Raw genomic sequence first — 14,314 nt, forward strand, 5'->3', positions numbered from 1 at the left:
TTAAACGCCTCCCATTCTTGTCACTTCGATTACAGCACTTCCTTTGCTAACGACGATGACTGTCGTACCTGGTTCAATTGTTTCCGATGCGGATGCACTCCAGATCTCCCCACCCACTTTTACAATCCCAAGTGTACCGACTTCGATCTTCTGAATGACCTCTCCTTGCCTGCCTACAATCACATCAATTGCATCCTTGAAGCCCTTGGAGTGGCGTACTTTTCGTGTTAATGGCTTCGTAAAGATAGTAAGTATGATTGCAACAACGGCACCTGCAAGAACTTGTACAAACACTGCATCTGGTATAAATAGTGCCAGAACACCAGCTGCGAGTGCACCGATCCCTAACCAAAGTAAGTAAAATGTGAATGTCATCATCTCTGCAATAATCAGGATGACACCGATTACTGCCCATACAATCCATGGAACCATGTTATCACCACCTATATGGGTTGTTTACCTAATTATACGTTTAGGTAGGGGAAAAGTGTCATAAAAATGAAAAATTAACCAAAGTAGATAGGAAAGAGTGAGATTGGAAGGTAGGATTCATGAGCAGATTGTGAGGAGACTCCGTGAGGGCTATATCCTTCCGTCCGCTGTCGCAATCGTATTCCCTTTGATTAGGTTGGTAGGTTGGAATACGATTGCAAAGACGGATCACTACCGTTCTCCAGGACATAGCCCTCTCTTCGTCTTCTGCTCAAAGTAGTTCAACTTCCTCCTTGGCTACTCGGGGAGCAGCAAGGGAGATCTACCGCTGACGCTACCGATACAGGGTAAAGAGCACATAAAAAACCAACCACGAATGTGGTTGGCTTGGGGAGCGTTGATTTGGCTTCGCGTAATCAACGGCTCCTACTTTCTGCTTGCCATGCGTTGTCCCTTTCAACGCATGGCTACTACTTCATATCACGGCTTGACACTATGTGTCTTCGTACTCGTATCCTTAATACCATGCTTAATTATCAGTACTATCCTCACTTACTAACCATCTTGCCCTTGCCTACACCCACCACATGCTGCCCAGTGGTTCTTCGATGAGGACTTGCTTAAGGTTAGATACGGCTTTCGTGAAGCCTTCGTTGATGGACATGAGGCCATCTTCGTGTTCGATGCTGACAACGTAGTCGTAATCAACTAAGCGCAGAGCGCTCATCATGTCTGCCCATACTTTGAGGTCATGACCGAAGCCCACAGTACGGAATTGCCATGCACGCTCTTGGGTTAGAGCGTAGGACTGCATGTCAGTGATGCCATGTTTATGGATGTTAACAGGGTCAAAGGACGTATCCTTCGCATGGAAGTGATGGATTGCACCCTCTTTACCTAAGATATGAATCGCTTGAACAGGATCGATACCTTGCCACCACATGTGGCTTGGGTCAAGGTTCGCACCGATCACTTCACCCGCAGCTTCACGCAGGCGAAGGAGTGTACCTGGGCTATGCACGGAGAAGCCACCATGTAGCTCAAGACCGATCTTCACATTACGATCAGCCGCATACTTACCCCACTCTGTCCAATACGGGATTACTTTCTCTTCCCACTGCCACTTTAGCACCTCTTGGTAATCGTGCGGCCAAGGTGAGATCGGCCAGTTCGGGTACTTCGCGCCTTCATGATCACCCGGACAACCTGAGAAAGCATTGACGACTGGCACGCCAAGTCGCTCAGCTAAATCAACTGTTTTCACGTAGGTATCATGGAACGGTTTAGCGATGTCTTTTTGCGGATGAAGCGGATTACCGTGACAGCTTAATGCACTAATGATGAGTCCACGGGATTCAACTGCGTGTTTGAACTGTTTCAATGCTTGCTCATCGTTAAGCAAAATATCTGGATTGCAATGCGCATTGCCTGGATAATTGCCCGTTCCGATCTCTACGGCTTTCAATCCTTGGGATGCGATATAATCAAGTGCTTCTTCTAACGGACGATTGCCGAATAGAACTGTAAATACGCCTAATTTCATGGGGAATCCCCTTCCATTATGTTAATTATATGTGTGCAGTCTCTGCGACCTTGGACAAGCTCCAATTTAGCTAAAATATACGGGTTTCCCGCTCTTAGCTGACTCATAAATTGCTTCTAAAATCTCCGTTACAACTAGTGCTTGCGCAGGATCAACGACTGGCTCGGTATCATTAATCACACACTCAATCCATTGGCGAGCTTCAATGTCATGATCACGTTCAACTTCACCGTCATAGAACGCGACACCGCCGCCTTTGAGATCAATTTCGTTCACGAACATGCGGCTGTGCTTTTCTCCATTGATACGAAGTCCATCCTCCATATCTGCCCCACCTTCTGTACCGCACAACACCGTCTTCGACTCACCTACTTGGAGTGTATTGAGCGCCCAACTGGATTCGAGCACAATTGTTGCGCCGTTCTCCATCGTGATGAATCCGAATGCAGAGTCTTCAACACGGAACTCTTTAGGATCCCATGGTCCCCATGCGTTGGCTGCATTCTCCCGTTGTCCCAATTTATGATACACCGAACCTACGACCATCTTCGGCTTGTAGTTATCCATCATCCAAAGCGTTAGATCCAGTGCATGTGTCCCGATATCAATAAGTGGACCTCCGCCCTGCTTTTCTTCATCAAGGAATACACCCCAAGTTGGCACTGCACGACGGCGAATCGCTAATGCTTTGGCAAAATAAATGTCTCCCAAATCACCGTCACTACACACCTGCTTCAAGTACTGACTGTCTGGACGAAAACGGTTCTGGTAACCAATCGTCAGCTTCTTGCCCGTACGGCGTGACGCATCGAGCATTTCTCTTGCTTCTGCAGCTGTCTTCGCCATCGGCTTCTCGCACATGACATGCTTACCAGCCTCCATCGAAGCAACAGAAATCGCACAGTGCGAATCATTCGGCGTACACACATGAATCACTTCAATGCTCTTATCTTCAAGCAGCTCCACATAGTCGGAATATACTTTGGCCTCGGCCGTACCGAACTTTTCAGCTGCTTTAATCGCTCTCTCTTCTACAATATCGCAGAAAGCGACGATCTCCACTTGCGCAAGCTTCGCTAGACTTGGCAAATGCTTGCCCAGCGCAATCCCTCCACAGCCAATGATTCCTACGCGTACGATACGATTACTCATCAATTGCTCCCCCTACTCCAACTTTCAAATTTTGACGAATCCATGCAATATTGTTCGCTACACTCTCAAGCGACGGCTTCTGACACTCATCCTGCTCCACGATCAGCCACTGCGCACCAATCTGCTCCGCTGCTTGCGCAATTGCAGTAATCGGCACTTCACCTGCTCCTAGTTCACATGTCTGTATGCTACCGTCCTCTAACCTTCTCATATCTTTATAGTGAACAAGCGGTAATCTACCTTTATATTTATGCATGTAAGCAACTGGGTCATAACCTGCCACATACGCCCAGCAGCTATCTAGCTCCATTTGCAAATCAGATGCAGGCACTGCTTCAAACATCGCATCTAATACATGTGTTCCATCCACTTCAGCTAAAAATTCGAATTCGTGATTGTGGTAGCACAGCACCATATCTTGCTCCGCACATCTAGCACCAATCTCTTGTAAATTTGCATAAATCGCTTTCCAGCTATCCGCATCCTCACGCTTCTCAGCCTGCATATAAGGAATAATTAAGTAGCGATTGCCGATCGTCTTGTTGTATGTAATCTCTTCATCTAGCGCTTCTAATAGACGCTCGTAGCTTACGTGAGTCCCTGCAACTTCCAGCTTCAATTCGTCCAGCAATTCTCTTAACTGCTCCGCCGCTAATCCACCATACCCAGCGAACTCCACACCATCATAACCGAGTCTTGCAACTTCACGCAGCGTCCCTTCAAAGTCCCGCGCCGTCTCATCCCGCACCGTATACAATTGCAATCCAATCTTGTAGCTACTCATCTTCCATTCCTCCTATTCAATCTTACTTTTTGTTGTAAAAATGATAGCGATTTCATTGTGATGATTCATGCTAGCTATAACCTCTACTAATTTGAGCTGGTTACCTTTTCATCATAGTAAATGATCCCGTATAATAAAATGACGAAACGGACAAAAACATGCACAATCTGGCTATTATCTTTTGTACATACAGGAGGTTCATATGGTATTTGCACACATAGATAAAGACGATTTGGAAGTACTACATGCGGGTTATGCGTATCATTCCAAACCTTTTCATACGATTGAGCGACTCAAGCAATATCTCATACGAATTCAGATCGAAGGATTCTGCCGCGCCTCAGTCGGGAGTGAGATTACATTAATCGAGCCAGGTGACATGATTTTGCTTAAGCCGAACTCTCCCTATGAACTGATTATTGATCAGGAGAAACAGACAACAGGTGAACCGCGCATCATGAGCGGAGATTATTATATTTTTGCTAAAGGAACGTGGATGGATGAATGGTGGAATCAGACTCACCGCCCTCACAAGATCAAGGCACCACTGAATGAAGGCATCCTTACCCTCTTCCGTCAATTGACTATGGAGCAGCGCCGGTTGCTTGATACGAGTCAAGAAATCAGTCAATATATTTTGAAAATATTATGTTTGAACATCGACCGTATCGTCTCTGAACAGCCTTCTAAGAAGGGCAACGCGTTCCTCGCCTACCGAATTAAGACCTATATTGAAGAACATGCGATTCAATCGTTTAAGCTGGAGGATGTAGCAGTCCATTTCGACATCAGTGTATCTCGCGCGGTGCATCTATTTAAAGAAGTGTTCGGGCAAAGTATTGGACAGTACGCCCTTGATGTGCGCCTCAGTATGGCACGTGATCGCATGATGCTGACGAATATGCTGCTTGAAGACATTGCAGAAAGTGCAGGTTTTGCCAACTACAGTTACTTCCACAGAGCATTCCGTGCGAGGTACAACATGTCGCCGAGGGAATATCGGAGCACGTTTTAACAACACAAAAACCCTCAGCACTCTCAGCTAAGGAGTTCTCATGTCTATTATTCATAATCAACGATGCTTAATAATCGTGAATTGCCCAATCAATGGGAGTGGAACAGCTTTACCCGTGACTGCATTGGAGATGCCGATAATAAATAGAACGAGGATAAATAAACTAAAGAGCGGAATAAGCATCCATCCGATGAACGGGATTAGCCCCAGAACAAAATTCCCTGCAACCGCACAAATGAGCAACATCAACCCTTGATTTGCATGATAGGTGGCGTACTTCGAGTCTTTTGCAGCAAGCAAGGGAATGAAGAACAGAATATAACCGACTAGCGAGATCATTTTGTTGGATTCAATGTCCTGTTGATCAAACCGGTCGTCCATTCAGATCACCTCTCCTACATTGTAGTGATGAACACGTCCTATTTTATTCATCCTTATTTATGTATGTGACAGACAAAGCGGATATGTATGTGCATTTTAACAACCAAAAAAGACCTGTACACGAAGTACAAGTCTTTTTTTCCATGTTCGAATGCTTTAAGTCAGTACAAACGTGATTTCTTCAGCCTGACAATCTATTTGAAGGTCTTTATCATTCAAAAACCATACATCATTCTCTTCCATGAAAAATGTGATATCCCCCTCAACGTGGGAAATCGCCATGCGAATTGGGGTATGTCTCGAAATACCGAATGCGAATGCATCCTCCGATCCACCGCTATAACGCACAAAAATTCGAACGTGTTCACCTGATTGATATCCCCAGACATCCTTAAAGCACGCGACAGCATCTTTAGTTACCGTAAGATTCACGACGAAACACCTCTTTCTATCCTTATTTAACAAGGCCAAATGAAAAAACGCCATAGTCTTATTATGGCGTTTTTTCAATAGAAGTCCAACATTAAAAGTTAAGGTAAATCGATAAGCATGAAGACCGCGCCGCTTGTCGATTGCAACGTTAGTGCAGTCTCTTCTGTAATTCGCGCAGAGTCTCGTTTACCAAGCTCCGAAGTTTCATTAATGGTGATGGAACCTTCCAGTACGAACACGAAAGTACGACGGTTATCTTTTTGTGTAAAATGGATCGTCTGACCTGCTTCAAGCTCACTCATATAAATCGTCAAATCTTGGTGAATGTCTGCAACATTCGGACCAGACTGCTGCTTGGAGACAACAGGCAGCAAATTATTTTTCATTAGAGATAGATCATAATCGGTTGTTTCATAAGAAGGTTCAAGTCCGTTGCGCTCTGGCATAAACCACATTTGAAGAAAATGAACCTCATCGGCTCCCCCATTCATCTCGGAGTGCATCACACCTGTTCCTGCGGACATGCGCTGTACTTGCCCATATGTCGTTACTGCGGCATTCCCTGTGCTGTCCTCATGCTTGAGGTGACCGCTAAGTACGATGGACACAATCTCCATCTCGCGGTGCGGATGCTTGCCGAAGCCATAATGCGGTTGTACGACATCATCATTGAGAACACGCATAACGCCAAAGTTCATATTGTTAGGATCATAATAATCGGCAAACGAAAAGCTGAAGTTACTTTTTAGCCAGCCGTGATCGGCTGTGTATCGTTCTTGTGCTGGATATAATTGAATCATATAGAGTGCCTCCATTTCTGTGATTAAGGTGCTTAAATAACTTATTCAAAAGTTTGGAAACTTCAGAGAAAAAGTACTTCCATGCTTACGATGTGGCTTTCTTCGAAAGCCTGTGAGTCTCAATCATGAATTTTGAATTTATTTAATGGAATTTTCACGATTTCAAAGGCGAACTCAAACTTTTCCGTAGGAAAAGTACTTCGGAAGCATCCTACAGTGCATTTTTTCTCTTTCGTTACAATTTTTAAAACTCACTATTATAGCAATGCATCAAGGGAGTAGTCCCCAGCGCCGATTAGAGCAACGCCTACTGCAACTGCGATTAACACAAGAGTATACTCATAACCGTTCGCTGTAATCCACAAGCCGTTCTTAAAGTGTACTTTGACGAATGCACCTAACATGGCAAGGACGATTAATGCAGCGCCGACCCAAGTGAACAATCCTGCTGCGAACAGTAATCCGCCAACTAACTCCATAAGTCCTGCAAGAATTGCCATCTGAACGCCTGGCTTAATGCCGACCGATTCCATCCAACCGCCTGTTCCCTTCGGTCCATAACCGCCAAACCATCCGAACAACTTCTGTGCCCCATGCCCTACAAATAGTAAACCAACTACCACACGAATAATCAATAACCCTACACTTAACATAAACAATTCCTCCTAAAAAATAATTTTTTGTGTACGTTTTTCAACTATCTTGAAATTAAGATATGTGATCCGAAGCTAATGAATGCCTATTCTCTTTCGCTTAATAACAACTTTACATTTGCTGCCGCGATTTGTATTGTTCGCTTGTTCATATATCTTTAATTTAAGATTCTTAACTTGAAACTAATATACTACGTCGCTTACTTTTCGTCAACACCTAATTTTTAAAAAATAGATCTGCATGCAAATAAAGACCACCTTTTATAAAGGTGATCTTTCAACTTTGGCGTTCCTTACTCGCCCTTACCCTTCTTCTCAATGATCGAGATCAGCGTAATTTTCTGTGTAGCAATCAACTTGCGCTTGCCTTGGAATTCATCGTAAATCTTAATCGTACCTGGCTTGTAGGTGTGATCATCTGCGACAGGATCTGTGTTTGGAATCGTAAAGGACAACTGACCTTTGCCAATCTTCATGACACCGCCTGCTTCTTTACCACTTGTTGTGGCTGATTCGAATTCATTGACATTAAATGACTTCTCGAAGAAGTTATATCCACTCGCGTCTTCAATGGCAATGACGAGATTACGTTTCTCATTGTTCGCTTGGACAAGCTTGCTTTTTAGAATCTCATAATCAAGCTTGAAGGCGAAGTCGCGCACGTTACTGCTTGTGTTCATATTACTGAACTTAATTGTATACGGGTAAAGATCTAGTTGCTTGATTTCACTTGCCACATTGTACTTCTCACTTGGCAGCCACATACCGACAGGGTTGATATAACTATCTGGAACTGCTTCACCCTCTGTTAATTTGTTACCCGTTACCGCATCCCCCATCACCAGATGGAGTGAAGAAGTCGCATAATCCTGCGGAATTTCACTCCAAATTTCAAGAAGTGCGGTTCCTCTTGGACCTACCTTCCCTTTCACAGCAGATATTTGTGTCGGGAATATATCGCCATCTTCCGTCTGTAAGTACGCTACAATTCGCGATAGATCAGAGGAACGTCTCTCCAGATTATCGACTTCCACTTGAACGGCAAAGAGCTCACTATTTCCGCCTTTGTAGCGATTAACGCCATGAACGGCGTAATAGGCTTTGCGACCTGCTTGTGCTGTCTTGTATCCATCTCCTGCACGATAGAATGGAATACGCGGTAGCACCGTTCGCTCTGTGAATTCTGCGATATCGTAGAGTTTCGCATCTTCACTCTCCGATTCTTTTTCCTGAAGAACGAGTTTAATGGACTTGAACGCTTGGTCAATCGGCAATTTGCCGACCACCTGAAGTACTTCACTGCTACCTGTACCAATACTAAGCGCACGGGATGTCTGCACAACATTCGCAGGCACTTTTACTTTACCATCAAGCAGATAATAAGCGCTTAATTTTGGTACAGTTAGGGAATGATCTTGATCTGTATTGGATATCGTCACATTCGCTGTGATCATGTCCTCGTCTTCCCAAGGGACTCGATACATACTGCCGAGTTCACCTGTATACATCCCTGCGTTCGTACTGAATTTTAGATGTTCACCCGAACCAGGAGCAGCACTTTCCGATTCTGCAAGCTCGAAAACAGCAACAGGTACATCCAGTTTCGCTGCTTCGCTGTGTTCAGCCACAACAAGTTGCCAGCCTTCCGGATCAACAGATGTAGGAATTGTGCCCGTTAAACGCCACGGGGTCGTTATATTTGGGTTCAGACTTTTCAGCTCATCTCGGCGAATGATCGGATATGTCGAGCCGTCTTTAGTCCGAATAAAGAATTGGTAATCTGGCGGAGTAACCGCCGTACGGCCGTTGTGTTTGAGATCTATGTATAGGGTTGGGATATAGTTGTCTCCACTTTTCATCTGGTGAAATTGGGATACCGACATCTCAATGGGTGTGTCACCGATAAGAATTGATTCGGTCAAACCATCAGTAACCGCTCCTGTAAAGGTGTCTGGAACTGCCAAGTTCCCTTGGTTTGCTTCGTACTTTGGTTTGCTGAAATCCCATTTGATCACATCGACTGACAAGCCGCTGAGATCAACCATATCGCCGACCTGTGCATAATAGATCAAGTCTTGCGTACTGCCTGCCGCGAGCTTTCGCTTGCTCTTATCTTGAGGGGCAAGCCGCGTCAGGTACGTTTCCCCTGATGCATCTTTCAGACGCGCCATATAATCGGTTAGAGCAATTGGCTGACTGCCGTCATTCTTAACCGTTATGGTGAAGGTGACGGTACTGCTCTCTTTTTGCGGCAGAAGCCGTATATTCTTTAAGCTAAATGATACGGAATTCTGTCCCACAATGGATGCAATCTCTGTGACTTGGTTAGACGCGCCCTCCGAAGCCGCCCATGCCGATGGAACAGCCAGTGAGAATATCAAAGTCGTGGTTAGTGCAAGATGCGTTACCTTCAATCCGAACCGCTTATTCATCCTTTTTCGCTCCTTCTATGTATGTGGTTCAAAAATTTGAACACTACAGAGAAAAAGAACACTTCCGGTCGCTGTCTCAATCGTGAATTTGAATTGATTTAATGGTATTTTCACGATTTCAAAGGCGAACACTACGTTCCTACAGTTGTTCTTTTCCTCTTTCGTTTAATTTTCGAACCACCTAATCTCTCTCGTTCAATCACTCACCCAAGTACGTATTCACCCTGTTCTGAATGAGCTTACTAACTTCTTCCGCTGACTTCTGACCACTCATGTAGGACTCGAACTCCTCCATTGCAATGGACTGCACTTTCATATCACCGGTACTTTTATTTCCCGCTCCAGCAATGAGCTTATCCATTGCAGCAATCGCATCCGCGACTTGTTCTTTGCTTGGTTTGCCTTTTGGCATTTTTAAGATGCCATTATTGATCTGCTCTTGCTGCTCCTTCAGCATGTTCTCCAGCACAGACTTCGAGATAGGAAGACTTTTCAGCTCAGGAGAAGATTGCATCTCATCTGACAATAAGAATTTCATGAACTGCCATGCCTCATCTTGCACCTTCGACTTACTGTTAATGCCCAGCGTCAGATAGGTCTGGAATACGCCTCCACTAGATTTACCATTCGCCGTTGGTTTCTGGAACAGCTTCGAATCCGGTGTCAGCATCATCATTAAAGCGCTCTGAACGTCATACAATCCTGATTTTGCGAATAACGCTTTGCTGTAATCGTACGTAAACTCTGCCTGAAGTACCTCTTCATCATATAAAGATTTAATCTGACGCATCATATCTCGGAATAGATCGGTATCAAAGTTGCCCTTGCCATCTTTCACAAGCTCACCATAATTGTCTGCCACATACTCAGCCATCAGTTGATTCGGGAACACGTTAATGAAGGCGAAATAGTCTTTACCTTTCTGTTCACGCAGCTTTTTCGAAATCTCGCGGAATTGCTCCCACGTCCAAGTATCATCCTTGATCGTGATGTTCGCTTTACTTAACAGATCCGTATTACCTGAAATCGCCTCTAACGTGAAATTGAACGGCATTGCATAAAGCCCATCCCCATTCTGGGAATGCTTCAAGATGTTCGTGTAATATTGGTTCTGGTCAAATGAAGTATCCTTCTTCATCAGATCATACAAATTAACGAGTAACTTCTTATCCACAAACTTGTCCTGCGGTAGGCTCTGCATCATGATGATATCCGAACCTTTACCAGACATCGCCTGCGTGGATACGGTCTGAACGTATTTCTCCAAATCTGCTTGCGATATCGCTTCACTCATCGCACCTTCACCTGCTGTGTTCGTCGCCATATGTTCTTTAATCTCGATCTTGATGTTCGGATTAGCTTCTTGGAACTTAGCAGCCGCATTTTTTAGAAAAGAATCTGCTTGCATGACCGATATTGAGACGGTCTTCTCCTCACCTGAGGTCTTTCCCCCTCCTGAACATCCTGTGAGCAACATCATTGATGCCAATACGGTTCCTACAACTTTTCTCATAATAAAAATCTCCTCTCCTCTCCTTATTGGACTCGAATTCGATTTCCTTCTTGTAGCGGTTCACTTGTCTCAATGATGATGTCGTCTTTCGCTCCTACACCGGATAGAACGATAACCTCATCCCCACTGGATTCACCAGTTTTGAGGTAGCTTTTGCGGACGGTAAAGGTATTGCCAAGTGAGCTTTTATTCTCTTGAATAACAAAGACATAACTGCCTTTTCCATCTTTCTTGATCCAAGACTTTTGGATGACAAAACCTTGCTGTTTCACGGCTTTATCCAGTGCGACATTGACGCGTTCCCCCCCGCCAAAGTCACCGCCATTTACAGTTACGATGACTTTTTTCTTCGGCTGTGCAGGTTCATCTGCACCACCGCCATTAGCGGGATCTTTACCGGATTTGGCACTCATTTCACCACCTCCACCGCTACTAGAGCCTTCACCCGCATCCAGGAATTCAGCAATTGTCCCTTCACCTTGGAATGGTTTATCCTTCTTCCCATCGAATTTAATCACTTCACCAACCTCAAGTAATGCTGCTGCATCTGCATCAATGGTGAAGTTAAACTCGAAACCTTCATCTTTTTTCATCATTGTAAATGCTGCTTGACCGGAAGCTGCATTCATACCTTCGGTAAGATTTACATTAGCAATTTTTCCGTCAAAAGGAGCCTTAACGGACCCTTTCTTTGCTTGGTCCTTACGCATACTTGCAATTTTGCGCTCTGCGATTTCAATATCCAATTCATCACTCTCTAAATCTCGCTGCGCTTTCGTAATTGCTTCTTCATTACCCTCTTGTTGGGCGGTTATGTATTGTTCTTTCAGTACATCACGGTTGATGTTCATCTTCTTAAGTCGCGCCTCTTCATCCAGCAAATCTTGCTCGCCATCACTTGTGTCAAAAGTCGCAAGCACTTGCCCCTTCTTCACAGCGTCATCCTTCTTCACGTGAATCTTGGTGACCTTGCCGCCGCCTTCACTTGGGATGTCAGCTTTATGTTTAGCGGTTATGATACCGCTTCCTTTTATCGCATGAGCTAAATTCTTCTTCTCCGCCTTCCCCGTTAAGACTTTGGGTAACATTGCTGCTTGAAACGTATTGCTAAATAGTGTGAATCCGGCCAACAAGGCAAAGAACACAGCAAGAGCTGTGAACTTTAAACGTTGTCGTTTCGTTGCCTTATCCATTTATTATCCTCCTTCTTGCGCTACACAAAATATGATTTATCCTTTAATACCTGATAGCTGTACGCCTTCAATAAAGTAACGTTCTGCGGATAAGAACAACAGCAACATTGGCAGCATATAGATCACGGAAGCTGCGAATGCAACGTCGAATGCATCTTTTTGAATGCGAGATAAGAAGACCGAAAGTGGTTGTAAATCGGCATCCTGTAAGAAAATAAGCGGCTGCTCAACCATGTTCCAGTGATCTGCGAAGAGCAGCACGACAAGTGCAGCAAGACCGGGCTTTACCATGAATATAATGATCGTCCAGAACGTACGCAGATAGCCTGCTCCATCCACTTTCGCCGCTTCCATATAGGCTGATGGAATGTGCAGCATGAACTGACGCAACAAGAACACCCCGAATGCCGCGAATATACCTGGGAAGATGATCGCACTCGGCGTATTTAACAGCCCTAATCGATCGACCATAATGTAGTTCGGTACGAGTGTAACTTGGAAAGGCATAAGCATCGTGATCAGATACACGAAGAAAATCGTGTCACGACCAGGGAAATTCAGCTTACCGAACGCAAATGCAGCCAGTGCAGATACGATAACCTGTCCGATAATAATCGGAATCACCATAAATACCGAGTTCCAGAACATGTGTAAGAACTGTGGTGTAGTAATCAATACTTTCGTGTATTGGGCAAACGTGACCCAATCTGGAATCCATTTTAAATTAACAAATTCATTCGTCGTTGTACTGCCCAGCATCCCGTAATTCGCTGTAATCTCTTTGGCTGACATGAATGAATTGACGAACGTCAGAACAACGGGCACAAGGACAATGAGCGCAATAGCGGCCAGAATCAGCGTGCGAAGCGCGGGTAATATATGCTCTTTTTTCATAAGGTACCTCCAATTACTCCATAAATGACCGGAATGACTTTTCGACGCGGAACAAAATGAAAACAAGAACAAGAATGACAAACGCCATCAAAGTCGCTGCTGCAGAAAGCTTCTGAATATCAAGCGATAGGAACATGTTGTTCATATAATGCTGCAGCATATAGATGCTGTCATGCGGATAAGCCCCTGCCACGAGATACGTCTCCCGGAATACTTTAAATGAATTTAGAATCGACATCAGAATGACTAAGAAAGTTGACGGCGTTAAGTAAATCAGTGTAATCCCGAAAAACTTACGTGCCGGACTTGCGCCTTCCAAATTCGCAATTTCATAATACTGGTCAGGAATGTTCTGCAAACCTGCCAAGAAAAGAATGATGTTGTAACCAATATTTTTCCAAACGTAAATCAAGATGATGACATACTTCGCGTACTCCGACTTCATCCAATCTATACGATCAACACCGAAGAAAGTCAGAATCGCATTAATCGAACCGTTCCAGTCGAATAGAATCTGCCAGATCAGCACGATGGACGCCACCGGAACAACTAGCGGCAATACATAAGACGTACGCAGCCAATTACGAATAAACACCTTCTGATTCAGCAAGAGTGCAAGTCCTAAGGACAGAATCACAATAATCGGTACACTCGTAATCGTGAAAATGAATGTGTTATTCGCGGCTTTTTGAAAAGAAGCACTCGCAAACAAATCTTGATAATTGCCGAATGTTAAGCCCCCTGTGCCAAATTCATCTTTAAAGGAATAGAACATGCTTTGGAAAAAGGGAATGATATAAAAGATCGAAAATCCAACAAGGCTCGGAGCGACGAAGCATAGAGCTGCAATCATCTCCTTACGTGCTAGAGGTCTAATTCTCATAAAATAAACTCCTCCATGGTCAAACGGTATTGTCGTGCCGTAGCTACTCGATACTATTTCATTGTAAAGATCACCTTCGGCAAAACTTTGGAAGAAGTGTGGAAAAAGTATGTAAACGCCCATTCCAGTTGTCATATTTGTTAAAATGAATAAAAAGAGTGTGTTCAAACAGTCTGGTCACTGCGAAGAATGAGGGTGCTTCCGGTC

14 protein-coding genes are annotated in these 14,314 nt (G+C 44.4%); 1 reads left to right on the forward strand and 13 read right to left on the reverse strand.

Features of this window, described 5'->3' with window-relative positions:
* The 4 genes from NV379_RS10860 to NV379_RS10875 all read right to left on the reverse strand — a co-directional run bounded on the left by NV379_RS10860 (position 1) and on the right by NV379_RS10875 (position 3,911).
* Positions 1-432: an NfeD family protein gene (locus NV379_RS10860; protein ID WP_258207335.1), complete on the reverse strand. Its 432-nt coding sequence runs from the start codon at positions 430-432 to the stop codon at positions 1-3.
* 574 nt (positions 433-1,006) lie between these two features.
* A complete protein-coding gene (locus tag NV379_RS10865) occupies positions 1,007-1,975 on the reverse strand; it encodes a sugar phosphate isomerase/epimerase family protein (protein ID WP_258207336.1) in 969 nt (322 codons plus the stop codon).
* Between the two features lie 66 nt (positions 1,976-2,041).
* Positions 2,042-3,127: a Gfo/Idh/MocA family protein gene (locus NV379_RS10870; protein ID WP_258207337.1), complete on the reverse strand. Its 1,086-nt coding sequence runs from the start codon at positions 3,125-3,127 to the stop codon at positions 2,042-2,044.
* Positions 3,120-3,911: a sugar phosphate isomerase/epimerase family protein gene (locus tag NV379_RS10875; RefSeq protein ID WP_258207338.1), complete on the reverse strand. Its 792-nt coding sequence runs from the start codon at positions 3,909-3,911 to the stop codon at positions 3,120-3,122. The genes NV379_RS10870 and NV379_RS10875 overlap by 8 nt, the downstream gene beginning before the upstream one ends.
* Before the next feature lie 202 nt (positions 3,912-4,113).
* On the opposite strand from NV379_RS10875, the gene NV379_RS10880 reads away from it, so the two are divergent.
* Positions 4,114-4,926, forward strand: coding sequence for an AraC family transcriptional regulator (locus NV379_RS10880; RefSeq protein ID WP_258207339.1), 813 nt, complete (start codon positions 4,114-4,116; stop codon positions 4,924-4,926).
* A 57-nt stretch (positions 4,927-4,983) separates the two neighbouring features.
* Here NV379_RS10880 and NV379_RS10885 read toward each other — a convergent pair whose 3' ends face one another.
* The 9 genes from NV379_RS10885 to NV379_RS10925 all read right to left on the reverse strand — a co-directional run bounded on the left by NV379_RS10885 (position 4,984) and on the right by NV379_RS10925 (position 14,107).
* Positions 4,984-5,307, reverse strand: a complete 324-nt coding sequence (locus tag NV379_RS10885) for a magnetosome magnetite crystal formation protein family (RefSeq protein ID WP_258207340.1) — start codon at positions 5,305-5,307, stop codon at positions 4,984-4,986.
* Positions 5,308-5,463: 156 nt separating this feature from the next.
* Complete coding sequence (locus NV379_RS10890) at positions 5,464-5,739, reverse strand: HesB/YadR/YfhF family protein (RefSeq protein WP_258207341.1); 276 nt, start codon at positions 5,737-5,739, stop codon at positions 5,464-5,466.
* Between the two features lie 98 nt (positions 5,740-5,837).
* On the reverse strand, positions 5,838-6,539 hold the full coding sequence (locus tag NV379_RS10895; RefSeq protein WP_258207342.1) for a pirin family protein: 702 nt from the start codon (positions 6,537-6,539) through the stop codon (positions 5,838-5,840).
* 257 nt (positions 6,540-6,796) lie between these two features.
* The gene (locus NV379_RS10900; RefSeq protein WP_258207343.1) at positions 6,797-7,192 is read right to left on the reverse strand and encodes a DoxX family protein; all 396 of its coding nucleotides are present in this window, start codon (positions 7,190-7,192) and stop codon (positions 6,797-6,799) included.
* Between the two features lie 293 nt (positions 7,193-7,485).
* Positions 7,486-9,624: a hypothetical protein gene (locus NV379_RS10905; RefSeq protein ID WP_258207344.1), complete on the reverse strand. Its 2,139-nt coding sequence runs from the start codon at positions 9,622-9,624 to the stop codon at positions 7,486-7,488.
* Positions 9,625-9,823: 199 nt separating this feature from the next.
* Positions 9,824-11,137, reverse strand: a complete 1,314-nt coding sequence (locus tag NV379_RS10910; protein ID WP_258207345.1) for an ABC transporter substrate-binding protein — start codon at positions 11,135-11,137, stop codon at positions 9,824-9,826.
* Positions 11,138-11,160: 23 nt separating this feature from the next.
* Positions 11,161-12,330 carry an efflux RND transporter periplasmic adaptor subunit gene (locus NV379_RS10915; RefSeq protein WP_258207346.1) on the reverse strand — a complete coding sequence of 390 codons (1,170 nt, stop codon included), beginning with the start codon at positions 12,328-12,330 and terminating at the stop codon, positions 11,161-11,163.
* Positions 12,331-12,366: 36 nt separating this feature from the next.
* Complete coding sequence (locus NV379_RS10920) at positions 12,367-13,224, reverse strand: carbohydrate ABC transporter permease (RefSeq protein ID WP_258207347.1); 858 nt, start codon at positions 13,222-13,224, stop codon at positions 12,367-12,369.
* Between the two features lie 13 nt (positions 13,225-13,237).
* Positions 13,238-14,107 carry a carbohydrate ABC transporter permease gene (locus NV379_RS10925; RefSeq protein WP_258207348.1) on the reverse strand — a complete coding sequence of 290 codons (870 nt, stop codon included), beginning with the start codon at positions 14,105-14,107 and terminating at the stop codon, positions 13,238-13,240.
* Positions 14,108-14,314 lie beyond the last annotated feature (207 nt).

Source organism: Paenibacillus radicibacter (genome assembly GCF_024721995.1).
Lineage (GTDB): Bacteria > Bacillota > Bacilli > Paenibacillales > NBRC-103111 > Paenibacillus_AM > Paenibacillus_AM radicibacter.

Bases quoted from the DNA above. Each gene is read 5' to 3' on its own strand.
- NV379_RS10880 (WP_258207339.1), top strand. From the start codon at position 4,114: ATGGTATTTGCACACATAGATAAAGACGATTTGGAAGTACTACATGCG.
- NV379_RS10895 (WP_258207342.1), bottom strand. From the start codon at position 6,539: ATGATTCAATTATATCCAGCACAAGAACGATACACAGCCGATCACGGC.
- NV379_RS10860 (WP_258207335.1), bottom strand. From the start codon at position 432: ATGGTTCCATGGATTGTATGGGCAGTAATCGGTGTCATCCTGATTATT.
- NV379_RS10910 (WP_258207345.1), bottom strand. From the start codon at position 11,137: ATGAGAAAAGTTGTAGGAACCGTATTGGCATCAATGATGTTGCTCACA.
- NV379_RS10900 (WP_258207343.1), bottom strand. From the start codon at position 7,192: ATGTTAAGTGTAGGGTTATTGATTATTCGTGTGGTAGTTGGTTTACTA.
- NV379_RS10920 (WP_258207347.1), bottom strand. From the start codon at position 13,224: ATGAAAAAAGAGCATATATTACCCGCGCTTCGCACGCTGATTCTGGCC.
- NV379_RS10925 (WP_258207348.1), bottom strand. From the start codon at position 14,107: ATGAGAATTAGACCTCTAGCACGTAAGGAGATGATTGCAGCTCTATGC.
- NV379_RS10875 (WP_258207338.1), bottom strand. From the start codon at position 3,911: ATGAGTAGCTACAAGATTGGATTGCAATTGTATACGGTGCGGGATGAG.
- NV379_RS10915 (WP_258207346.1), bottom strand. From the start codon at position 12,330: ATGGATAAGGCAACGAAACGACAACGTTTAAAGTTCACAGCTCTTGCT.
- NV379_RS10905 (WP_258207344.1), bottom strand. From the start codon at position 9,624: ATGAATAAGCGGTTCGGATTGAAGGTAACGCATCTTGCACTAACCACG.
- NV379_RS10885 (WP_258207340.1), bottom strand. From the start codon at position 5,307: ATGGACGACCGGTTTGATCAACAGGACATTGAATCCAACAAAATGATC.
- NV379_RS10865 (WP_258207336.1), bottom strand. From the start codon at position 1,975: ATGAAATTAGGCGTATTTACAGTTCTATTCGGCAATCGTCCGTTAGAA.
- NV379_RS10870 (WP_258207337.1), bottom strand. From the start codon at position 3,127: ATGAGTAATCGTATCGTACGCGTAGGAATCATTGGCTGTGGAGGGATT.